This is a genomic window from Myxococcus sp. AB056 (genome assembly GCF_006547365.1).
GTDB lineage: Bacteria > Myxococcota > Myxococcia > Myxococcales > Myxococcaceae > Myxococcus > Myxococcus virescens.
Genome location: NZ_VHLB01000029.1, coordinates 31,762 through 53,018, shown reverse-complemented (window position 1 = coordinate 53,018; position 21,257 = coordinate 31,762). Strand labels below are relative to the sequence as shown.

Here is a 21,257-nt window from a genome sequence, read left to right as displayed (position 1 = left end):
GGCAGCCTCCGGTGATCAACTTTTCAGCAACAGGTCGCTGCACCGCTGTAGCGGCCCGTTACCGGGTGGGAGCGGGAGGCCCTGGTGAGGGGGCGGGCGAGGTGCCGGGCGCCGCCACGGGCGATACCTCCAGCACCAGGCTGCCGGTGTTGTCGGCCAGGTGGTCGTCGGGGAACGCGAGCTGCAACCAGGTGGCGCCCCGCAGGCGCAGGGGACGGCCCACCTCCAGCAGCGTCAGCAGGCCGGACGCGGTCTCCGGGCCCTCGCCGGCGCCGTACAGGCCCAGCACCCGGCCCACCGGCCCCCCGTCGAAGCCCCGTGTGCGCGCGGACTCAGCGGTGTCCCGCAACACGACGTCGTAGTGCGTGCCCGGCTCCAGCCCGCGCAGCAAGAAGCGGTCGACGCGCGACAGCTTCACCGCGTGTGTCCGGGCGTCCACCCGCAGGGTGGTGACGGCGCCGTCGTTGTCCCATTCGCGCACGCGGACCATCAGCGTGCCGTGGTTGTCCGTGCGGTTCGCGTCCAGCAGGAAGACGTGGAGGCGCGAGGCGTGGCGCACCAGTCGCTCCTCGCCGTCCAGCACGCCGAAGGACTCGCGTGCCGCCAGACGCGCGTCTCCCTCCAGGAAGTACCCGGCATGCTCCACCATGCTGGCATGTCCCAGCGAGGCCCAACCCTCCACCCGGACGCTGTAGGTGCGCGACGGGTCCAGCCGCATCTGCGCGGTGGAGAGGTAGGGCACGCGGAAGGCGTGCACCACGCTGGACAGGGCCATCTGCCCGGCGGGCATCCGCACCTCATGGGGAGGCGGGGCGCGGTGTGGCTGCTGGGCGGGGCCTTGAATCCGCTTGGGGAGCAGGCGGGCATGGACGGCCAGGGTGGTGCCGCGCTCGGCGCGCACCGTCTGACTCCACGCCACCATGCCCGGGACCTGGACCTCCAGCAGGTGCTCCGCGTCCGCGGGGAGCTGCGTGAGCAGGGCGGGGGTGCGCGCGGTCTGTTGCTGGCCGTTCACCCGGATGGCGGCGCCTGGAGGGGAGGAACTCAGCTCCACGGAGAAGGTGCCCGTGCTGTTCGACACCAGCAGGGCCAGCGTGGCTGTCAGCGCCACGATGATGGGCGCGCCCAGGGTGACGGCCCGGGGCATGCCCATCGTCCGCGATGCCGCGGCGTCCAGGGGCGGGACACCGGGCTCGGGCGGCGCTCCGGGGCCGGGCAGCGCGGGGAGCGGCAGCGTGGTGCGCTCCATCCGCGCTTCGACGGGCGCGGAGGCCTGGGCGGGGGGCAGCTCGAACTCGGCGATGGGGGTCCGCTCCTCCTCTTCATCACCCAGCGGCTCGCGGACGGGCGGCGCCATCTCCCGGAGGGCGCGGCGCTCCAAGGGGGACTGGGTCCACCGGGCCATCTGCGCCAGGAACTCGCGAGGCAGCAGCACGGGGCGGCCTTCGCCCACCAGCTCCGCCTCGAAGAGGTAGCCCATGAAGTGGGCGCGCGCGCTGGAGGACACGTCGGGCGCGGCCGTGTGGAGGTGGCGTGTGAGGGCCTCGGCGAAGGCCTCCGCGGTGGCGTAGCGCTGCTCGCGCTCCACGGCCAGCGCGGTGAGGAGGATGCGCTCCAGCGCGGTGGGGATGCCTGGGTTGAGGTCGCGGGGCCGCGGGAAGTCGCCCAGGGCGAGCTTGCGCAGCACGTCCGGCATCTTCCCTTCGAAGGGGAGGCGGCCGCACAGCATCTCGTAGATGACGATGCCCGCGGCGAAGATGTCCGAGCGCGCGTCGGGCTCGCGCCCGCGGACCTGCTCCGGCGCGAAGTAGGTGTACTTGCCCTTGAGGTCGTGCTCCACCGGCTCGGCGCTGCCGGCCAGCCGCGCCCGCGCGATGCCGAAGTCGACCAGCTTCACCTGGCCTTCGTAGCTGAGCAGCACGTTCTGCGGGCTGACGTCGCGGTGGACGATGTGGAGCGGTCGGCCGCGTTCATCCAGCCGCGTGTGCGCGTAGCCCAGCCCTTCCAGCATCTCCACGGCGATGAGCAGCGCCAGCGGCTGGGGCAGGGTGTACATGCCCTTCTCCCGCGCGCGCCGCATGACGCTCGACAGGGTGCGGCCGTCCACCCACTCCATGGCGATGAAGTACTCGCCGTCCACCTCGCCGAAGTCGAAGACCTGGGCGATGTTGCCGTGGCTCAGCCCCGCGGCGATGCGGGCCTCGTTGACGAACATCGACAGGAAGGCGCTGTTGCCCGCATAGCCCGGGAGGATTTTCTTGATGACCACAGGCTTGGTGACACCCGCCGCCGCTGTCATCCGAGCGCGGTAGATCTCCGCCATCCCGCCCGTCGCGATGCGCTCGAGCAGCTTGTATTTACCGAAATGAAGCCCTTCGGAAAGCTGCTGCACGTTCGTTCCGGCTCCTTCGGGTGCAGGTGGCCGCTGCGCCAAGGGGGCCCGTGCTGTCTTGGCAGGGCCACCTGAATGTATCATGGGGTAGGCAAAACGCCATGACGGGAAAAATCCGTTGACTGTGATTCGGTGGTGGGTGCGCCTCTTCCTATGTTTCGTGACATCCACCGTCATGGCGGTGCCCGAGGTGTTGTGGGTGCCGGGGAGCAGGGCCGGGCGCCGAAGGATGCCCGCTCGGCGAGCCATGTATCGATGCGTCATCACCAGCGACGTTGGATGGCGGCCACTTGGGGGGAGCGCCACGTGAGGACGGTGCGGGGCATGTATGCGGCCACCCAGGCGCTCGCCCTGGTGCTGCTCGTCGTGGTGGGCACCGGCTGTCGGGAGGAGAAGCAGGCCGAGCCGCTCAAGTCATTGAAGCCCGAGCCCTTGCCCTCACTCGCCGTGCCGGGCGAAGCGGCTCCGGACGCACCGCGACCCGCGCCGCCATCCGAAGTGGAGGTGGCGGGCCCCATCCACGGTGAGCCGCTTCCGGCCTCCGCGCTCCGGGTGGCGCTGGCGGGGGAGCGCGTGCGCGTGGGCGAGGAGACCTTCGAGCCAGCGCGCCCGGATGACGCCGCGCGGCTGGCGCAGCGCGTGAAAGGGCACACGGTGTTGGTGGTTCCGGACGCGGACACGTTCCTGGTGCAGACGTCGGAGCTGTTCACCGTGCTGCGGGACTCGGCGGAGTCCGTGTGGCTGGCGCACCCGGATGGGCCCGTGGCCTATCCCGTGGTGCTGCGGGACGAAGCGGGCTTCCGCGCGTGGCTGGAGGAGGTCGCGCCGGGCAAGCTGCGCATCATCATGCGCGCGGACGGTTTCGAGCTGACCACCAGCGTGGGCAAGTTGCCGGGGCCGGATCCGAATGGTCCCTCGGTGCCGGTGCGGGCGGGGCGGCAGGACATCGTCACGCTCCGTCGGGGCCTGGGCCTGCTCAAGGGGCGCTTCAAGACGTCCGAGGACATCTGCCTCGTGCCCTCGTTCGGCACGGAGGTGGCGCAGGCGGCGCGGGCGCTCGGTGGAAATTTCACCGCGCCGGGTGAGCCGCTGTTCGACACCCTGTGCTTCGTCTACCCCACGCCGCACAAGGCCCCGGACGGAGGGTGAACCCGCTGTGTGGAGTCCACCGTGGCCGCGCTCTCGTGTCATCGCCTTGAGCGTTGACATCTTCGATAAGTCGCCATTTATATAAGCCCACGCTTATTTATGGAGGCGACATGATGGATGTGAAGCGGTATCTGGGGGCCGTCGTGCGGGAGGTGGAGAGCCGTGAGCATGAGGGCAAGCCCGCACGCGTCGTCGTCGCCACGCGCGATTACGACACGACGGTGGAGGACCTCTGGGACGCGCTGACCAACCCCGAGCGCATCCCCCGCTGGTTCCTTCCGGTGTCCGGCGACCTGAAGCTGGGTGGGCGTTACGAGCTCAAGGGCAATGCCAGCGGCACGGTCACCCGTTGCGAGGCTCCGCGGCACCTGGGGTTGACGTGGGAGTTCGGAGGGACGGTGAGCTGGTTGGAGGTCATCCTGGCCAACGCGCCTGGTGGTGGCACCCGGCTGCGGCTGGAGCACATGGCCCATGTGAGCCCCTTTTGGGACGACTACGGCCCTGGGGCGACTGGCGTCGGCTGGGAGCTGGGGCTGATGGGCCTGGGCATGCACCTGGAGTCCGGCGGCGCCGCTGTCGACAGCGCGGCGGTGGAATCCTGGACGACCTCGGCTGAAGGCAAGGCGTTCATCACGGCCAGCAGCGAGGGCTGGGGCCAGGCGGATGTGACGCGGGGAGAGGACGCCGCGGCGGCGAAGGCACGCGCGGCGCGGACGACGGCCTTCTATACTGGAGCGCCGCCGCCCGACGTGCGGCATCCGGGGACCTGATAGCCACGATGCATGCCTTCGACGTCCTGGGTGAGCCGGTGCGCAGACGGATCCTCGAGCTCCTGGCCGAGGGGGAACGCCCCTCTGGCGAGGTGACCGAGTCCATCCAGGCGGAGTTCGGCATCAGTCAGCCCGCGGTCAGCCAACACCTGAAGGTGCTGCGCGACAGCGGCTTCGCGGAGGTTCGCGCCGAAGGGACCCGCCGCCTCTATCGCGTCGACCCGGCGCCGTTGCAGCAGGTCGACGCGTGGCTGGAGCAGTTCCGCGTGTTCTGGACACCGCGCCTGGAGGCGCTCGCCACCGAGGTGGCGCGGGGCAAGCGGGCTCGGGCCAAGGCCGACACCGAGGGCGGCGGTCCGTAGCCTGGCGTGCGCGGTGTCCAGGCTCACCTGCTTCGGCTGCCTTGAAGGGCACCGCTCGCCCCTTCGCTTGCGGGAAGGCGCTGCCTGCCAGACAGCGGACTTCATCTGAAGCGAAGCAGGGCAGTGGACTGGCGAGGACTCGCCGGGTCTTCGCGGGCGACTTCCAGCCGGAGGATTAGATTCAGGCCCCAGGGCGGGGTGCGCTCGCCCGCTGGAGGGATACTCATGGATGTCGCATCCAAGGCCACTTCGCAGCAGGGGCTTGCTCCCGGGGGCGCGTTCCTCTTCGAGGAGGTGGGCTCGGCCCGCATCCTCACCCCGGAGACCTTCACGGAGGAGCAGCGCCTCTTCTTCAAGACGGCGCTCCAGTTCTCCCGCGAGCAGGTGCTCCCCCTGTCCGAGCGAATCGAGGCCAAGGACAACGCGCTCCTGCGCCAGTTGCTGCGACAGGCCGGCGAGCTGGGCCTGCTGAGCGTGGACATCCCCGAGGCCTACGGCGGCACCGGTCTGGATAAGACGACGTCGCTGCTGCTGGCGGAGGCCATGAGCCTCAACGGCTCCTGGTCGGTGACGTTCGGCGCGCACACCGGCATCGGGACGTTGCCCATCGTCTGGTTCGGCAACGCCGCGCAGAAGGCGAAGTACCTGCCGAAGCTGGCCACGGGGGAGTGGGTGGCGGCCTACGCGCTCACGGAGCAGGGCAGCGGCAGTGACGCGCTGGGCGCGAAGACGAAGGCAGTCCGGTCCCCCGACGGCAAGCACTGGATTCTCAACGGCTCCAAGCTCTACATCACCAACGCGGCCTTCGCGGACGTGTTCGTCGTCTTCGCCAAGGTGGACGGGGACAAGTTCACCGGCTTCATCGTGGAGAAGGACACGCCCGGCCTCACCGTGGGGCCGGAGGAGCACAAGATGGGCATCCGCGGCTCCTCCACGTGCCCGCTCTACTTCGAGGACGCGCGCGTCCCGGTGGAGAACCAGCTGGGCGAGGTGGGCAAGGGCCACAAGATTGCCTTCAACATCCTCAACTACGGCCGCCTCAAGCTGGGCGCGGGCGTGCTGGGGGGCATGAAGCTCCAGCTCCAGAACGCGCTGCGCTTCACGCAGGAGCGCAAGCAGTTCAACGCGCCCATCGTCCAGTTCCCGCTGTCACGCGAGAAGCTGGCCCGCATGGCCGCGCTCGTCTACGCGGTGGAGAGCATGACGTACCGCACCGCCGGGCTCGTGGACGCGCGCCTGGGGCAGGGGGACACGGACGCCCCGGACTACGAGGCGCGCCTCCTGGAGGCGGTAGAGGAGTACGCCATCGAGTCCTCCATCATGAAGGTGCACGGCTCGGAGTCCTTCGGCCACCTCGTGGATGACGCCGTCCAGCTCCACGGCGGCGCGGGCTACATCGAGGAGTACCCGGTGGAGCGCTCGTACCGCGATGCGCGCATCAACCGCATCTTCGAGGGCACCAACGAAATCAACCGCATGCTCATCACCGGCATGCTCCTCAAGCGCGCGGTGAAGGGCGACCTGCCGCTGTTCGCCATGGCCGGCAACGTGGCGGAGGAGCTGTCCCGGGGCGAGCGGCCCCGCGCGCGCGTGCAGGATGCCCTGGCCCCGCAGGAGGTCGCCGCCGAGGCCGCCAAGCACCTGGCGCTCCACGGCCTGCGCGTGGCGGCGGAGACGTTCGGCCCGGAACTGGAGCAACACCAGGAGGTGCTCGCGGCCCTGTCGGACGTGGTGATGGACGCCTTCGCCCTGGACTCCATGGTGACGCGCACGCGCCAGGCCGCCACGTCCGGCGCGTTGGACCCGGTGCGGGTGGCGATGACGCAGCTCTACGCGCTGGACGCCATCCCCCGCGCCTACGACAGGACGCGCCGCGCGCTGTGCGCCACGTTGAAGGGGGGCGCGCTCGACCAGGAGCTCGAGCGCCTGGGCACGCTGGACGTCTTCACGCCGTATGACCCGGCGGCGCTGCGGGAGACGGTGGTGGCTGCCCTGGAGTCCGCGGGCGGCTACCCCCTGGGCGCGGTGTAGCCTGCGGAAGCCTCCGGGCCGTCACGGCATCCGCGCGACGGCCTCCATGCCGAAGCTCACCCGGGCCTTCCAGGGGACGGGTGGCAGCGTGGCCAGGGACAACAGCCCCTCCAGCCGCTGCTGCATGTCCGGCCGGAGCCGGCCGAAGGTGGCGCCGAAGCCCGGCGCCACCGTCCCCGAGTTCTTCCGGGGCACCGTGGAGGTCCACACCACCTCGCCGTGCAGCATCATGGGCCCCTCCCGGAAGTCCATCTCCAGCAGGAAGGGCGTGCCCACCTTCACCTGGCGCGGCAGGGAAGGGGCCTGCACCTCCAGTCCCACGCCGCCCCGGGAGATGTCCCGGACGACGAAGCCCGGGGACAGGGGGGCCGCCTCGACGGCGCGCAGGTACAGGGGCAGCCGTGGGAAGCGGCGCAGGCCGGAGTGTTCATCGGCGGAGTAGATGCGCTGGAGGATGGCGTCCAACGCGCTGCGGTCTTCTCCGACCCCATAGCGGACGGTGAGGAGGAAGCGCTGGGACTCCTCGTGTGGGACGACCTGGACCACTTCCCCCAGCACTTCCACGGGCCGAGGCACACCGCCCGCATGGAGTTCGAAGGTGAAGCGGGTCCCCAGCGGCAGGCTGCGGCGCGTCTCCAGGGTGACGCCCCCCAGTCCGACACTGCGCGTGTACTCCCCCACCAGGGACTGCGGCGTCTTGTAGGCCACCTTCAGCCGAACGTTCGTGTTCACGCGACTGACACTTTGCGCCTGGGTCAGGGGGGAACTCAAGTTTACCCCAGCGCAATAGGTAGGGCGTCGTACGGCGCCAACCACTGGACCTTCCAGGTGTGACGACCTTTCCGGACGTCCGGCGCGGACAAACCGCTGTTTCAACCTGTTGCGGTTTCTTGACCCCCCCAGGTGGGGCGCGTATGTATGCCGCCCGGAAGTGGCAAGGAGTGGGAAGGAGTGGAGGTTCATCCCTCAGCGGGCTGAAAAGGTGGATCGTCCCGAGTGTTCCGAGGCGTCTATGAGCACCAGATCGACGCGAAGGGGCGGACGAGCCTCCCGGCGAAGCTCCGGGACACGCTGGTGGGCGCCTACGACGAGAGGCTCATCCTCACGACGGCGCTCGACCGATGCCTCCACGCCTACCCGGTGCGGGAGTGGGAAGCGCTGGAGCTGTCGTTGGCCAAGCGCAACCCGATGGAGCCTGGGGTGAAGACGCTGATGCGCTTGTACGTGGCCAGCGCGCAGGAGTGCCCGCTGGACAAGCTGGGGCGCCTGCTCATCCCTCCGACGCTCCGCTCCTATGCGGGGCTGGAGAAGGACGTGGTGTGGGCGGGGATGGTGAAGGTCATCGAGTTGTGGAGCCGCGAGGGGTGGGCGAAGGCGCAGGAAGAGGCGCGCCAGGAAGCGACCTCCGCGGACGTGATGAAGGTGCTCGCCGAGCTGCGGCAAGCGTGACGGGAAAGTCGACAGGACCCCGAAGTACCGGGAGGGTGGCAAGCGTATGAACCAGGTTCTGGAGGTTCGGCCAGGGTTGGCGGGCGCGGCGATTGCCGCCGGCCGTGTCGAGACGCTCATGCTGGAGGGCGAGCTGAGCGAGCAGGACCTGCTCGAGCTGTGCGACGACCTGGGCCGCAAGCTGCAACGCGGCACGCGTCAGGTGGTGCTGGACTTCGGGGACGTGGGGCACCTGAACTACCGCGGCGTCAAGCCGCTGATGGCGCGCACGGATGCCTTCCGCCGCGCCGGCGGGGACGTGAAGCTGTCCGGACTGTCGCCGTACCTGGCCGCCATCTTCCGCGCGGCCGGCGCGCACGACTGTTTCGAAATCTACCCGCACATGAACGATGCCCGAGCCGCCTTCGCGCTGGCGCGGGCACCCTTCGTCTGACGGCCCGTGACGGCTTCGGACTTCCAGCACCAGACCGTCCTCCTGCGGGAAGCAGTGGCGCTGCTCCAGCCGGCGGATGGGCGGGTCATCATTGACGGGACGCTGGGTGGCGGTGGCCACTCGGAGGCGCTGCTGGCCTCGGGCGCCACGGTGGTCGGCGTGGACCGGGATCCGGTGGCGCTCGCCGCGGCCACCGCGCGCCTGGGCGCGAACCCGCGCTTCCAGGGCCGCGCCGGCAACTTCGCCGAGCTGCCCCGCGTCGCCGCGGACCTGCTGCCCGTGGATGGCGTGCTGGTGGACCTGGGCGTGTCGTCTCCGCAGCTGGACGTGGCCGAGCGCGGCTTCTCCTTCTCCAAGGACGGCCCGCTGGACATGCGCATGGGGCCGGACGGCCTGACGGCGGCGGAGCTGATCGCCACCACGGATGAGCGCGAGCTGGTCCGCATCCTCAAGGACTACGGCGAAGAGCCCTTCGCGCGGCCCATTGCCCGCGAGCTGAAGAAGGCCCTGCCCACGCGCACGCTGGAGGCCGCGGAGGTCGTGAAGCGGTCGGTGCCGCGCAAGGCGTGGCCCAACCGCATCCACGTGGCCACCCGGACCTTCCAGGCGCTGCGCATGGCCGTCAACGGCGAGCTGGAGGCGCTGGACGCGCTGCTGGCCGCCATCCCCGGGCTCCTCAAGGTGGGGGGCCGCGCCGCCGTCATCGCATTCCACTCCCTGGAGGACCGGAAGGTGAAGGAGGCGTTCCGCGCGCTCGCGGGGCGCTGCACCTGTCCGCCGGGCCTGCCCGTGTGCGTATGCAGCGGGGTGGGGGATTTCGCCCTGGTGACGAAGAAGGCCGTGGCCGCCTCCGAGGCGGAGGTCGAGGCCAATCCCCGTTCACGCAGCGCGCATCTGCGCGTGGTGGAGAAACTCCGATGAGCAAGGTGCACTCCCGGGTGTCGGCGTTGCGTTCTTCCGTGACGGTGGGCGGCGTGCTGCTGCACCTGTTGCCGGCCGTGTGCCTCTTCGCCCTCTTCGCGGCGGTGGGCATCCTGCACGTCTCCAGCCGGGTGCTGGTGGTGGACATGGGCTACCGCCTGTCGCGCGAGGAGGCGGAGAGCCGCATCCTCACGCGCGAGAATGACCGGCTGAAGCTGGAGCTGGCCACGCTCAAGGCGCCGGGCCGGCTGGAGCGCGTGGCGCGCGAGCAGCTGAACATGGCCATGCCGCGCGGCGGCGCCGTGGTGTCGCTGTCGGCGGACAAGCCGGCGCGTGGCAGCGGGGCGCGCGCGGAGTCCCCGGACGCCACGCAGCCCACCGTCCGCGTGGCGGGCCGCGCCGGAGCGGGTCGGTGAGAGACTTCAAGGCGGCGCGGGCTCCCGAGCCCAACGCGAAGTGGCTGAAGCTGCGGGTACGGCTGCTGTTCGGGCTGTTCCTGATGCTGCTCGGCGTCGCCTTTGGTCGTGCGGTGCAGCTCCAGGTCTTCGAGCAGGAGAAGCTGCGCGGCATGGCGCAGGACCAGTACGTCCGGCACATCGAGATTCCGGCCCGCCGCGGCGACATCTTCGACCGGCGCGGCACGCCGCTGGCCCAGAGCGTGGAGGTGGACTCCATCTGGGTGGACCCCTCCATGCTGCCCGACGTGAAGGCCGCGTCCCGGGCGCTGGCCAAGGCGCTGAAGATGGACTCAGACGAGCTGGGCGCGCGCCTGGCTCGGGCCAGGCGCTTCGCCTGGGTGAAGCGCCAGGCCAAGCCCGCCGAGGTCGCCGCGGTGAAGGCGCTGGCGCTGCCGGGCGTGGGCTTCTCCAAGGAGCCGAAGCGTTTCTACCCCCAGCGCGAGCTGGGCGCCCACGTGGTGGGCACAGTGGGCATGGACGGCCGCGGCCTGGAGGGCCTGGAGCTGGCCTTCCAGGACGAGCTGTCCGGACAGAACTCCTCCACCTCCGGCTTCCGTGACGCCAAGGGCCGCAAGCTGCTGGTGCAGGGCGCGTTGGATCCGCTCCAGCGCCAGGGCGCCGCCGTCACCCTCACGTTGGACCGCCACCTCCAGTACGTCGCGGAGAAGGCGCTCAGCCGCGCGGTGGAGGACGCCAAGGCCGTGGCCGGCATGGCGGTGGTGTTGGATCCGCGCACGGGCGAGCTGCTCGCCGTCGCCAACCACCCGCGCTTCAACCCCAACACGCCGGAGTCCAGCTCGCGCTCGGGCATGCGCAACCGCGCCGCCCTGGACACCTTCGAGCCGGGCTCCACGCTGAAGGCCTTCGTGGTGGCCGCGGCGATGGAAGAGAAGGCCATCACCGCCGACAGCCTCTTCTTCTGTGAGAATGGCGCCTGGCGGGTCGGCCGCCACACCATCAACGACACCCATTCCTACGGCTGGCTCACCCCGCAGGGCATCCTCCAGAAGTCCTCCAACATCTGCATGGCGAAGATTGCCCAGGCCATGGGACGGGAGAATTTCGTGAAGGGCTACCGGGCCTTCGGCTTCGCCGAGCGCACCGGCCTGTCCCTGCCGGGCGAAGGGCGCGGCGTCCTGCCGTTCCCGAAAGCGGAAGTCTCCCTGGCCACCCAGTCCTTTGGACAGGGGATGACGGCCACGGCGGTGCAGATTGCGGCCGCCTATGGTGCGCTGGCCAACGATGGGGTGCTGATGCGGCCCTATCTGGTGTCGAAGGTGGTGGACCCGGACGGTGTCGTTCTGCTGGAAAACCGTCCCACGGAGCTGCGCAGGGCGGTCTCCGCGAAGGTTGCCCGGCAGGTCGTGGGCATGCTCGAAAGCGTGGTGGCCAAGGGAGGAACGGCCCTCAAGGCCGCCATGGAGGACTACCGGGTGGCCGGAAAGACGGGCACCGCACAGAAGGCAGACCCGGTGGCGCGGGGGTATTCGGACAAGCGGATCGCCTCCTTTGTCGGGGTGGTACCGGCCGAGTCTCCGCGAGCAGTGATTCTTGTCGTAGTGGACGAACCCAAGACGGACGTATACGGGGGGACCGTGGCTGCCCCTGCTTTCAAGGAGATTGCGACCGCCGCCATGGCTCACCTGGCCGTGCCCCCGTCCCGGACGGTGGCACCCGAGGTGGCCGTGGCCGCCGAGTCCCCCGCGCCTGCCGCGGCGAAGCCGGGGGCGAATGCCTCCGGTGCCGCCCGGACGGCACTGGCGGACGCGGTGACGGAGACCCCTGAACCCGGCACGGTACGTGTGCCGGACCTTCAGGGAGAAGTAGGACGTGAGGCCGTGGTGAAGCTGCTCGCCGCGGCGCTGGAGCCACAGGTATTGGGCAGTGGACGCGTGGTATCTCAAACCCCCGCCGCCGGTTCACTGGTGGAGAAGGGGGCCCGGGTGACGCTGGAGCTCGCCGCGCGGCAATAAGGCCGCGTCCGCTCCAGGCCCCGCTCTTGCAATGCGTGTGAAGGGGAAGAGATGAAGCTGACGGATGTCCTCGCAGGATGTGGTGCCGAGCAGACCTCGGGCGGCCGTTCCGCGGTTGACGTCACCGGTGTGACGCAGGACTCGCGGCGCGTGAAGCCGGGAGACCTGTTCGTCGCCATTCCTGGCACAAAGGAGGATGGGGCCCAGTTCATCGGTGAGGCCGTGTCCCGTGGCGCCGTGGCGGTGGTGTCGGAGAAGCCGGTGCCGTCCTCTCAGGTGCCCTTCTTCAAGGTGAGCAGCGCTCGAAAGGCGCTGGCGCTCATCGCGGCCAACTTCTACGGCCGCCCGGCGGACCAGCTGACGTTGCTGGGCATCACCGGTACGAACGGGAAGACGACCACCAGCTACCTGCTGGAGGCCATGAGCACCGCGGCGTACGCGTCCACCGGTGTCATCGGGACGCTGGGCTACAAGTTCGCTGGCCGCACGGTGGAGTGCGCCAACACCACGCCGGATCCGCTGGAGCTGCACCGCATCCTCCGGGAGATGGTGGAGGCGGGCGTGGAGACGGTCATCATGGAGGTGTCCAGCCATGCGCTCGCGCAGGATCGCGTGCACGGGCTGACCTTCAAGGCCGCGGGCTTCTCCAACCTGAGCCGCGACCACCTCGACTACCACAAGGACATGGAGGACTACTTCCAGTCCAAGCGGAAGCTCTTCGCGGAGAACCTGTCCGCCACGGGCGTGGCGGTGGTGAACGGCGACGACACCTACGCCAGCCGCATCTACAACGAGCAGCGCGGCCAGAAGCGCATGGCGTGGAAGTTCAGCCGTCAGGGCTCCGGGGAGATTTCCGCGGCCGACGTGAGCTTCTCGCTCCAGGGCATCAAGGGCGTGCTGAAGACGCCCGCCGGTGACATCCCGCTCAAGAGCAAGCTCCTGGGGCCCCACAACCTGGAGAACATCCTCCTGGCGGTGGGTATTGGCCTGGGCGCGGGCTTCGCGCGGCGCGACGTGCAGGAAGGCATCGAGCGGATGATGCCGGTGGCCGGCCGCATGGAGCGCGTGGAGAACTACGGTCCGTCTGGCGCCCCCGCAGTGCTGGTGGACTACGCGCACACGGATGACGCGCTCAAGCGCTCCATCGAGGCGGCGCGCTCGCTGGCCAAGGGCCGCGTCATCGCGGTGTTCGGCTGCGGCGGGGACCGCGACAAGGGCAAGCGTCCGCTGATGGGCGCGGTGGCGGGTGAGGGCGCCGACCTGGCCGTCATCACCAGCGACAACCCCCGCACCGAGGACCCGGAGGAGATCATCTCCCAGGTGACCGCGGGCATCGAGAAGAGCGGCCTGCGCCGCATCTCCGCCGGCAAGGCGAAGAGCGGTGAGAAGGGCTACCTGGTCGACGCGGACCGCCGCGCGGCCATCGAGCAGGCCATCAGCCTGGCGTCCGCGGACGACGTCGTCCTCATCGCGGGCAAGGGCCACGAGACGTACCAGCAGGTCGGCGAGGAGAAGCTCGTGTTCGACGACCGGCAGGTGGCCGCGAAGGCGCTGGCCAACCGCATCGCTGGCTGAGCCCGAGCCTCCCAAGCCCCGTCGACCCGCCCATCTCTCACACCATGGCAGCTTCCTTCAGCGACGAAGAGGTGGTGCAGGCGACCGGGGCGACCCGGCGTGGCGGCCCGGCCCCGGCCGCCTACGCTACCGTCTGTACCGACACGCGGGCACTCACCCCCGGGTGCCTCTTCGTGGCCCTGGTGGGTGAGCGCTTCGACGCCCACGCTTTCGTGGACGCCGCGGCGAAGGGCGGGGCGGCTGGCGCGGTGGTGGCACGCGGGCGCCCGTTGCCCGCGCTGCCCGACGGGCTGACGCTCTATGAAGTGGATGACACCCTGCGGGCCCTGGGCGCGCTGGGACGGCACCACCGTCAGCGCTTCCGGATTCCGGTGTGCGCGGTGGGTGGCTCCAACGGGAAGACGACCACCAAGGAGATGGTGGGCGCCATCCTGGCCACGCGCGGGCCGGCGCTGAAGACCGAGGGCAACCTCAACAACGAGATTGGCGTCCCGCTGACGCTCTTCCGGCTGGAGCCGCGCCACGTCGCGGCGGTCATCGAAGTGGGGATGAACCAGCCGGGGGAAATCGAGCGGCTGGCGCGCGTCGTCCAGCCGGACGCGGGCGTCATCACGGTGGTCCAGCCCGAGCACCTGGAAGGGCTGGGCAGCATCGAGGGCGTGGCGGCGGCGGAGGGCGAGCTGTTCCAGGAGATGGGCCACGGCACCACCATCGTGGTGAACGTGGACGACGCGCTCATCCCCGCGCAGGCGGAGCGCAGCGGAGCGCAGCGGCTGACGTTCGGCCGGGCGGAGCACGCGGACGTGCGGCTGGCGGACGTGAAGACGCTGGGCCGCGAGGGCATGGTGGCCACGGTGCGGCACCTGGGCCGCGAGTGGCCGGTGCGGCTGCACTTCGTGGGGCCACACAACGCGCAGAACGCGACGGCGGCCTTCGCGGTGGCGCTGGCGCTGGGCTACACGCCGGAGGAGTGCGTGCGCGGCCTGGAGTCGGCGCGGCCGTACTCGCGGCGCCTCAACGTGGTGGACGGGCAGCACGGCGTGACGGTCATCGACGACTGCTACAACGCCAACCCGGCCTCCATGGACGCCGCGCTGGAGACGCTGGGCACGCTGGTGCCCGCGAGTGGCCGGGCCGTGGTGGTGCTGGGGGACATGCTGGAGCTGGGGCCGGGCGAGCTCGAGGAGCACGCGCGCCTGGGCGGCCAGATTCCCTCGCACGCGGCGCTGGCGGCATTTTTCGGTCCCCGCTCCTTGAAGGGGTGGGAGGCCGCTTCCATGGGTGAATCCGCCGCCCACTTCACCGACGTGGAGCCGCTGATGGCGTGGTTGGCGCCGCGGCTTCGCGAAGGTGACGTGGTGCTGGTGAAGGGCAGCCGCGGCATGCGGCTGGAACGGGTGGTGGCCGCCCTGACGGGCACGGCCGCCCCCGGAGGAAACCACTAGTGCTGTACCTCCTCTACGAGGTCATCCAGAACTCCGAGGCGGGGCGCGTACTCAACTTCCTGCGCTACCCCACCTTCCGCATCATCGCCGCGGGCGTCTTCGCGCTCCTCCTGGGCATGCTCATCGGGCCCAAGCTCATCGCCCGGCTGCGGCTGAAGCAGCACGGGCAGAGCAACGTGCGCGAGGACACGCCGGACTCGCACCAGAAGAAGAAGGGCACGCCCACCATGGGCGGCGCGCTCATCCTGCTGTGCATCGCGGCGGGCACGCTGCTGTTCGCGGACCTGAAGAGCCGCGCCGTCTGGGTGATGCTGCTGCTGACGCTGGGCTACGGCTTCATCGGCTTCCTGGATGACTGGCTCAAGCTGTCCAAGCGCAACTCCAAGGGCCTGGCCGGGCGCAAGAAGATGGCGCTGCAGACCTTCTTCTTCCTCGTCGCCGTGTTCGGCTTGCTGACGACGTGGACGCTGCCGGACGGTTCCTTCGGCCCCACGCTGCTCATCAACACCAAGCTGACGCTGCCCTTCATCCCCACGCGCTGGTTCAACCCGGACCTGGGCTGGTTCTACGTCTTCTTCGCGTGGATTGTCGTCGTGGGCACGTCCAACGCGGTGAACCTCACGGACGGCCTGGACGGTCTGGCCATCGTTCCCACCATCGTGTCCGCCATCACCTTCGCGGTGCTCTGCTACGTGGCGGGCACCACGCTGAGCATCGCGGACTCGGAGGTGGTGGGCGGCGTGTCGAAGCTGGTGGCCACGCCGCTGTACCAGTACCTGGGCGTCCTCCAGGTGCCGGGCGGCGCGGAGCTGGCGGTGTTCTGCGCGGCCATCGTCGGCGCGGGCATCTCGTTCCTGTGGTTCAACACCTACCCGGCCTCCGTCTTCATGGGCGACATCGGCTCGCTGGCCCTGGGCGGCGCGCTGGGCGGGCTGGCGATGCTGTCCAAGAACGAGGTGGTGTCCGCCATCATCCACGGCATCTTTTTCGCCGAAATCCTGAGCGTGATGATTCAGGTCACGTCCTTCAAGATGACGGGCAAGCGCGTCTTCAAGATGGCGCCGGTGCACCATCACTTCGAGCTCAAAGGGATGGCCGAGCCGAAGATCATCGTCCGTTTCTGGATCGTCTCCATCCTCTGTGGTGGCGTGGCGCTCCTGTCCCTGAAGCTCCGCTGAAGCCGGAGGTGGCACGGCCATGACGTTGGCGCTGTCCGGTCAGAAGGTGCTGGTGTTCGGGCTCGCGAAGAGCGGCGTGGCTGCGCTGCGCCTGCTGCGTCAGCAGGGCGCGGACGTCACGGCGCTGGACGCACGTGGCGAGGACGCGCTGGGCGCGGTGGCCCACGAGGTGAAGGCGCTGGGCGCCACGCTGGTGTCCGGGCCCACGCCGCCGGGGCTGCTCGCGTCGCAGGACCTGGTGGTGGTGAGCCCGGGCGTGCCGCTGGCGCTGCCGGAAATCCAGGCCGCGCGCGCGGCGGGCGTGGCCGTGTGGGGCGAGGTCGAGCTGGCGGGCCGCCTGCTGTCCGGCGTGCCGCTGTTCGGCATCACCGGCACCAACGGCAAGAGCACCACCACGGCGCTCACCGGAACGCTCTTCGCCAGCGGCGGCAAGCGCACCTTCGTGGGTGGAAACCTGGGCCGGCCCTTCAGCGAGGCGGCCATGTCCCCGGACGACTGGGACGCGCTGGTGGTGGAGCTGTCCAGCTACCAGTTGGAGGGCATCCGCACGCTGCGCCCCCGGGGCGCGGCCATCCTCAACCTGACGCCGGACCACATCGACCGCTATCCCAGCCACGCGGCGTACGGCGAGGCGAAGGCGCGCATCTTCCAGCAGCAGCAGGCCGGCGACTTCGCGGTGGTCAACGCGGACGACGCGGACGTGCTGGGCCTGGCGCGCGCCGCGAAGGCGCCGGTCTACGGCTTCAGCCTCACGGGCAAGCCGGTGGCGGACGCCCCGGCGCTGGCGGGCCTGGCGGTGGCGGAGCCGGGCGGCTTCCGGCTGGCCTTCCTGGGCGAGCACTACACGTTGACGAACCGCGCGCTGCGCGGCGCCCACAACGCGCAGAACGCGATGGCGGCGGCGCTGCTGGCGCGCCTGGGCGGCGTCACTTCCGGCGAGGTGCAGGCGGGGCTGGACGGCTACCCGGGCCTGCCGCACCGGCTGGAGAGCGTGCGCGTGCTGGATGGCGTCGAGTGGGTGAATGACTCGAAGGCCACCAACGTGGATTCGGTGCTGGTGGCGCTGCGCGCGTTTTCCAGCGGCGTGTGGCTGATTGCCGGCGGCAAGGGCAAGGGCGCGTCCTACGCGCCCATGGTGGAGGCGGGGCAGGGCAAGGTGAAGGGCGTGCTCACCATCGGCGACGACGCGGACACGCTGGCCCGGGCCTATGCCGGCGCGGCGGAGGTCCACGCGTGCGGCACCCTGGCCCATGCGGTGGCGCGGGCGCGGGAGTTGGCGGAGCGGGGTGACAAGGTGCTGCTGTCGCCCGCGTGCGCGTCCTTCGATCAGTTCAAGAACTTCGAGGACCGGGGCGATTCGTTCAAGCGCCTGGTGGAGGCGCTGTGACGGCATGAAGAACCCTTCTCCTCCGTCCTCCGCCCTCGTGCGCTTCGACCCGGTGCTGCTTTGCGCGGTGCTCGGGCTCGTGAGCTTCGGGCTGGTGATGGTGTACTCGGCCAGCGCGGTGCTCGCGCAGGACAAGCTGGGCGACAGCCTCTACTTCCTCAAGCGTCAGCTCGTCGCCGCGGGCCTGGGGCTGGTCGCCATGGCCGTGGCCATGAAGATCGGCTGGCGCCGGCTGGCGCGCTGGGCCTATCCGCTGCTGCTGGCGGCCATCGTCCTGTTGGTGCTGGTGAACATCCCCGGCATCGGCAGCACGGCGGGTGGCGCGCGGCGGTGGATTCGCCTGCCGGGCTTTGGCCTGCAGCCGGCGGAGGTGGCGAAGTTCGCCTGGGTCGTCTACCTGTCCTACTCGCTGGCGAAGAAGCGGGAGAAGGTGGCGAAGTTCTCCGTAGGCTTCGTTCCGCACCTCGCGCTGTGCGGCATCCTGGTGTTGCTTTGTATGATGCAGCCCGACTTCGGCAGCAGCGTGCTGCTGGTGTTCATGCTCTTCGTGCTGCTGTTCGCGGCCGGCGCGAAGCTGAGCTACCTGGTCGGCATGGTGCTGCTGGCGTTGCCCCTGGCCTACGTGGCCATTGCCTCCAGTCCGTACCGCATGAAGCGCATCCTGGCCTTCATGGACCCCTGGGCGCACCGGCATGACGTGGGCTACCAGGTGGCCGAGTCGCTGATGTCCATCGGTTCGGGCGGCGTGGTCGGCCTGGGCCTGGGGGACGGGCGGCAGAAGCTCTTCTTCCTGCCGGAAGCCCACACTGACTTCATCTTCTCCATCATCGCCGAGGAGACGGGCCTCATTGGCGTGGGCCTGCTGGTGGTGCTGTACGGCGTCGTGCTGTGGCGCGGCGTCCGGGCCAGCCTGGCGGCAGGGGAGACGTTCGGAACGTACCTGGGGCTGGGCATCAGCTCCATCATCGCGTTCCAGGCCGCGGTCAACATGTGCGTGGCCATGGGGTTGCTGCCGACGAAGGGGCTGACGCTGCCCTTCGTGTCGTACGGAGGTTCGTCGCTGGTGGTGTTGATGGGCGCGGCTGGAGTGCTGTTGTCGTTGAGCGCGAACACCCAGGGGGTCGCGAGGCCCAGCCGGGTGGGAACCGACATGCGGGAGGTGGCGGCATGATGAAGGTGCTCATCGCGGGTGGGGGCACGGGCGGACATCTCTTTCCGGGCATCGCCCTGGCGGAAGAGGTGGTGACACGGCATCACCGCAACGAGGTCGTCTTCGTGGGCACCGAGCGCGGCATCGAGTCGCGCGTGGTGCCGAAGGAAGGTTATCCGCTGGAGCTGGTGAAGGTGCAGGGCCTCAAGGGCAAGGGTTTCGTGTCCCTGCTCAAGGCGCTCTTCGCCCTGCCGCTGGCCTTCATCGAGTCCTTTCGCATCCTCGCCCGGCAGAAGCCGGACGTGGTGGTGGGCGTGGGTGGCTACGCCAGCGGGCCGGTGGTGCTGGCCGCGTGGCTGATGGGCATCCCCACCGCCATCCAGGAGCAGAACGCGCTGCCCGGCTTCACCAACAAGGTGCTGGGCCGCATCGTGCGCGTGGTGTTCATCGCCTTCGAGGAGGCGCGCGCCTTCTTCCCGGAGAAGAAGGTCCAGCTCATCGGCAACCCCATCCGCCGCAAGCTGATGGACAACTACCTGCGCAGCCACGTCGCGCACGAGCGCTTCTCCGTGCTCGTCTTCGGCGGCAGCCTGGGCGCGCGGGGCATCAACCAGCGGATGACGGAAGCGCTGGACTCGCTGGGCGACCTGAAGGACAGCCTGCACTTCGTCCACCAGACGGGGAAGAACGACCTGGAGTCGGTGCGCAAGGGCTACGCGGACAAGGGCTTCCAGGCGGAGGTGGTGGAGTTCATCGACGACATGTCCAGCGCCTATGCCCGCGCGGACTTGGTCGTCTGTCGCGCCGGCGCGACGACCCTCGCGGAGCTGACCGTCTGTAAGAAGGCCAGCATCCTGATTCCCTTCCCCCACGCCACGGACGACCACCAGGCCGTCAACGCGCGGGCGTTGGTGGATGCTGGCGCGGCGCTGATGTTCCGTGAGTCGGAGCTCACCGGGGAAAAGCTGGCGCAGACGATTCGCGAGCTGAAGAGCCACCCCGAGCGCCTCAAGAGCATGGAGAAGAAGGCGGGCCTGTTGGGCCGTCCCGAGGCCGCCAAGGAACTGGCGGACGTGTGCGTGGACCTGATGGTCCAGACGTGGGGCCCCAACGGCCGCGAGCGCACTCCCATCGAAGCCGAGAAGAAGGCCCCCAGGAGCCATTCGTGACACGTAACAAGCCCCCCAGCCTCTTCAAGACGCGCCATGCGGCGCAGGTCCACTTCGTGGGGCTCGGTGGTATCGGCATGAGCGGCATCGCCGAGGTGCTGCTGAACCTGGGCTACCGGGTGTCCGGCTCCGACTTGCGCGAGAGCGACATCACCCGGCGTCTGGTGCGCATGGGCGCGACCTTCTTCGAAGGCCACCGCGCGCAGAACCTGATTCAGGCGGACGTGGTGGTGATTTCCTCCGCGGTGCGCAAGGACAACCCGGAGGTGGTCGCCGCCCGGCAGCGGAAGATTCCCGTCATCCCCCGCGCGGAGATGCTCGCGGAGTTGATGCGCCTGAAGTACGCGGTCGCCGTGGCCGGCAGCCACGGGAAGACGACGACGACGTCCATGGTGGCCACCGTGCTGAGCGCGGCGGGGCTGGACCCGACGGCGGTGGTGGGCGGCAAGGTGAACGTGCTCGACTCCAACGCCAAGCTGGGCAAGAGCGAGCTGATGGTGGTGGAGGCCGACGAGAGCGACGGCAGCTTCCTCCACCTGCATCCGTCCATTGCCATCGTCACCAACATCGACCCGGAGCACATGGACCACTACGGCGACCTGGACACGCTCCAGTCCGCCTTCGTGGAGTTCTGCAACCGGGTGCCGTTCTACGGCCTCAACGTGCTGTGCCTGGACAATCCCAACGTCCAGGCGCTGCTGCCGCGCATCGAGAAGCGCTTCGTCACCTACGGCAGCTCGCACATGGCGGACTACCGGCTGGAGAACATCCAACTGGACGGCTTCACCACGCGCTTCCACGCCTACCGCCGGGAGGAGTCGCTGGGCGAGTTCCGCGTGCGGATGGTGGGCGCGCACAACGCCTTCAACGCGCTGGCCGTCATCGCCGTGGCGGAGGAGATGGACATCCCGCTGGAGACGGTCCGCGAGTCGCTGGCCGAGTTCGGCGGCGTGCAGCGGCGCTTCACCGTGCGCGGCGAAGCCCAGGGCATCACCGTGGTGGACGACTACGGGCACCACCCCACGGAAGTGCTGGCCACGCTGGCCGGCGCGCGGCGGGCCTTCGGACGCCGGGTGGTGGTGGCCTTCCAGCCGCACCGCTACACGCGCACGCATGACCTGATGAAGGAGTTCACCACCTCCTTCAATGATTCGGACGTGCTCTTCGTCACCAGCGTCTACGCGGCGGGCGAGGAGCGCATCCATGGCGCCACGGGCGACGCGCTGGCGGACGCCGTCCGCGCCCACGGCCACCGCGACGTCACGTTCGTGGAGAAGCGCACCGACCTGCCGGCGGCGCTGCTGCCGCGTCTGCGCGAGGGGGACCTGGTGCTGACGCTGGGCGCGGGTGACATCACCCACGTGGGGCCGGAGTTGCTCGAGCTGCTGCGTACCACCCCCCTGTCGAAGGACTAG

At 69.8% G+C, this 21,257-nt stretch carries 18 protein-coding genes; 16 read left to right on the top strand and 2 right to left on the bottom strand.

Annotated elements, in window-relative coordinates; translation table 11 throughout:
• Nucleotides 1–58: 58 nt before the first annotated feature.
• The gene (locus FMP39_RS15230) at nucleotides 59–2,392 is read right to left on the bottom strand and encodes a serine/threonine-protein kinase (protein ID WP_141590744.1); all 2,334 of its coding nucleotides are present in this window, start codon (nucleotides 2,390–2,392) and stop codon (nucleotides 59–61) included.
• A 324-nt stretch (nucleotides 2,393–2,716) separates the two neighbouring features.
• Between FMP39_RS15230 and FMP39_RS15225 the strand changes: the two genes are divergently transcribed.
• From FMP39_RS15225 to FMP39_RS15210, 4 genes are all read left to right on the top strand, one after another.
• Complete coding sequence (locus FMP39_RS15225) at nucleotides 2,717–3,541, top strand: hypothetical protein (RefSeq protein WP_141590803.1); 825 nt, start codon at nucleotides 2,717–2,719, stop codon at nucleotides 3,539–3,541.
• A 110-nt stretch (nucleotides 3,542–3,651) separates the two neighbouring features.
• Nucleotides 3,652–4,311 carry an SRPBCC family protein gene (locus FMP39_RS15220; protein ID WP_141590742.1) on the top strand — a complete coding sequence of 220 codons (660 nt, stop codon included), beginning with the start codon at nucleotides 3,652–3,654 and terminating at the stop codon, nucleotides 4,309–4,311.
• 8 nt (nucleotides 4,312–4,319) lie between these two features.
• Nucleotides 4,320–4,673 (top strand): helix-turn-helix transcriptional regulator, encoded by a 354-nt coding sequence (locus FMP39_RS15215; RefSeq protein ID WP_141254383.1) that lies wholly within the window; start codon nucleotides 4,320–4,322, stop codon nucleotides 4,671–4,673.
• A gap of 225 nt (nucleotides 4,674–4,898) precedes the next feature.
• Nucleotides 4,899–6,704, top strand: coding sequence for an acyl-CoA dehydrogenase family protein (locus FMP39_RS15210; protein ID WP_141590739.1), 1,806 nt, complete (start codon nucleotides 4,899–4,901; stop codon nucleotides 6,702–6,704).
• Nucleotides 6,705–6,725: 21 nt separating this feature from the next.
• On the opposite strand, the gene FMP39_RS15205 is transcribed toward FMP39_RS15210, so the two are convergent.
• A complete protein-coding gene (locus tag FMP39_RS15205) occupies nucleotides 6,726–7,436 on the bottom strand; it encodes a PilZ domain-containing protein (RefSeq protein WP_026113772.1) in 711 nt (236 codons plus the stop codon).
• 264 nt (nucleotides 7,437–7,700) lie between these two features.
• On the opposite strand from FMP39_RS15205, the gene mraZ reads away from it, so the two are divergent.
• From mraZ to murC, 12 genes are read left to right on the top strand one after another with little or no spacing between them, the layout of a single operon-like run.
• Nucleotides 7,701–8,153: a division/cell wall cluster transcriptional repressor MraZ gene (mraZ, locus tag FMP39_RS15200; RefSeq protein WP_090490200.1), complete on the top strand. Its 453-nt coding sequence runs from the start codon at nucleotides 7,701–7,703 to the stop codon at nucleotides 8,151–8,153.
• Between the two features lie 46 nt (nucleotides 8,154–8,199).
• Nucleotides 8,200–8,586: an STAS domain-containing protein gene (locus tag FMP39_RS15195; RefSeq protein WP_011555567.1), complete on the top strand. Its 387-nt coding sequence runs from the start codon at nucleotides 8,200–8,202 to the stop codon at nucleotides 8,584–8,586.
• Nucleotides 8,587–8,592: 6 nt separating this feature from the next.
• The gene (gene rsmH, locus FMP39_RS15190) at nucleotides 8,593–9,507 is read left to right on the top strand and encodes a 16S rRNA (cytosine(1402)-N(4))-methyltransferase RsmH (RefSeq protein WP_141590734.1); all 915 of its coding nucleotides are present in this window, start codon (nucleotides 8,593–8,595) and stop codon (nucleotides 9,505–9,507) included.
• A complete protein-coding gene (locus FMP39_RS15185; protein ID WP_141590731.1) occupies nucleotides 9,504–9,923 on the top strand; it encodes a cell division protein FtsL in 420 nt (139 codons plus the stop codon). The genes rsmH and FMP39_RS15185 overlap by 4 nt, the downstream gene beginning before the upstream one ends.
• A complete protein-coding gene (locus FMP39_RS15180; RefSeq protein ID WP_141590729.1) occupies nucleotides 9,920–11,938 on the top strand; it encodes a penicillin-binding protein in 2,019 nt (672 codons plus the stop codon). Before FMP39_RS15185 ends, FMP39_RS15180 begins: the two co-directional genes overlap by 4 nt.
• Before the next feature lie 51 nt (nucleotides 11,939–11,989).
• The gene (locus FMP39_RS15175; protein ID WP_141590727.1) at nucleotides 11,990–13,513 is read left to right on the top strand and encodes a UDP-N-acetylmuramoyl-L-alanyl-D-glutamate--2,6-diaminopimelate ligase; all 1,524 of its coding nucleotides are present in this window, start codon (nucleotides 11,990–11,992) and stop codon (nucleotides 13,511–13,513) included.
• 44 nt (nucleotides 13,514–13,557) lie between these two features.
• Nucleotides 13,558–14,958: a UDP-N-acetylmuramoyl-tripeptide--D-alanyl-D-alanine ligase gene (murF, locus tag FMP39_RS15170; protein WP_011555562.1), complete on the top strand. Its 1,401-nt coding sequence runs from the start codon at nucleotides 13,558–13,560 to the stop codon at nucleotides 14,956–14,958.
• Nucleotides 14,958–16,136: a phospho-N-acetylmuramoyl-pentapeptide-transferase gene (gene mraY, locus FMP39_RS15165; protein WP_141590725.1), complete on the top strand. Its 1,179-nt coding sequence runs from the start codon at nucleotides 14,958–14,960 to the stop codon at nucleotides 16,134–16,136. The genes murF and mraY overlap by 1 nt, the downstream gene beginning before the upstream one ends.
• Nucleotides 16,137–16,155: 19 nt before the next feature.
• Nucleotides 16,156–17,523 carry a UDP-N-acetylmuramoyl-L-alanine--D-glutamate ligase gene (gene murD / locus FMP39_RS15160; protein WP_141590723.1) on the top strand — a complete coding sequence of 456 codons (1,368 nt, stop codon included), beginning with the start codon at nucleotides 16,156–16,158 and terminating at the stop codon, nucleotides 17,521–17,523.
• A gap of 4 nt (nucleotides 17,524–17,527) precedes the next feature.
• Entirely contained in the window at nucleotides 17,528–18,694 is a 1,167-nt protein-coding gene (gene ftsW, locus FMP39_RS15155) for a putative lipid II flippase FtsW (protein ID WP_141590721.1), read from the top strand.
• Nucleotides 18,691–19,842 carry an undecaprenyldiphospho-muramoylpentapeptide beta-N-acetylglucosaminyltransferase gene (gene murG, locus FMP39_RS15150; protein ID WP_141590719.1) on the top strand — a complete coding sequence of 384 codons (1,152 nt, stop codon included), beginning with the start codon at nucleotides 18,691–18,693 and terminating at the stop codon, nucleotides 19,840–19,842. The genes ftsW and murG overlap by 4 nt, the downstream gene beginning before the upstream one ends.
• On the top strand, nucleotides 19,839–21,257 hold the full coding sequence (gene murC / locus FMP39_RS15145) for a UDP-N-acetylmuramate--L-alanine ligase (RefSeq protein WP_141590717.1): 1,419 nt from the start codon (nucleotides 19,839–19,841) through the stop codon (nucleotides 21,255–21,257). The genes murG and murC overlap by 4 nt, the downstream gene beginning before the upstream one ends.

What these genes read in the sequence shown, in the direction of transcription:
- FMP39_RS15225 (WP_141590803.1), top strand. Translation starts at nt 2,717, where the DNA reads ATGTATGCGGCCACCCAGGCGCTCGCCCTGGTGCTGCTCGTCGTGGTG.
- FMP39_RS15220 (WP_141590742.1), top strand. Translation starts at nt 3,652, where the DNA reads ATGATGGATGTGAAGCGGTATCTGGGGGCCGTCGTGCGGGAGGTGGAG.
- FMP39_RS15215 (WP_141254383.1), top strand. Translation starts at nt 4,320, where the DNA reads ATGCATGCCTTCGACGTCCTGGGTGAGCCGGTGCGCAGACGGATCCTC.
- FMP39_RS15210 (WP_141590739.1), top strand. Translation starts at nt 4,899, where the DNA reads ATGGATGTCGCATCCAAGGCCACTTCGCAGCAGGGGCTTGCTCCCGGG.
- FMP39_RS15195 (WP_011555567.1), top strand. Translation starts at nt 8,200, where the DNA reads ATGAACCAGGTTCTGGAGGTTCGGCCAGGGTTGGCGGGCGCGGCGATT.
- FMP39_RS15185 (WP_141590731.1), top strand. Translation starts at nt 9,504, where the DNA reads ATGAGCAAGGTGCACTCCCGGGTGTCGGCGTTGCGTTCTTCCGTGACG.
- FMP39_RS15175 (WP_141590727.1), top strand. Translation starts at nt 11,990, where the DNA reads ATGAAGCTGACGGATGTCCTCGCAGGATGTGGTGCCGAGCAGACCTCG.
- murF (WP_011555562.1), top strand. Translation starts at nt 13,558, where the DNA reads ATGGCAGCTTCCTTCAGCGACGAAGAGGTGGTGCAGGCGACCGGGGCG.
- murD (WP_141590723.1), top strand. Translation starts at nt 16,156, where the DNA reads ATGACGTTGGCGCTGTCCGGTCAGAAGGTGCTGGTGTTCGGGCTCGCG.
- ftsW (WP_141590721.1), top strand. Translation starts at nt 17,528, where the DNA reads ATGAAGAACCCTTCTCCTCCGTCCTCCGCCCTCGTGCGCTTCGACCCG.
- murG (WP_141590719.1), top strand. Translation starts at nt 18,691, where the DNA reads ATGATGAAGGTGCTCATCGCGGGTGGGGGCACGGGCGGACATCTCTTT.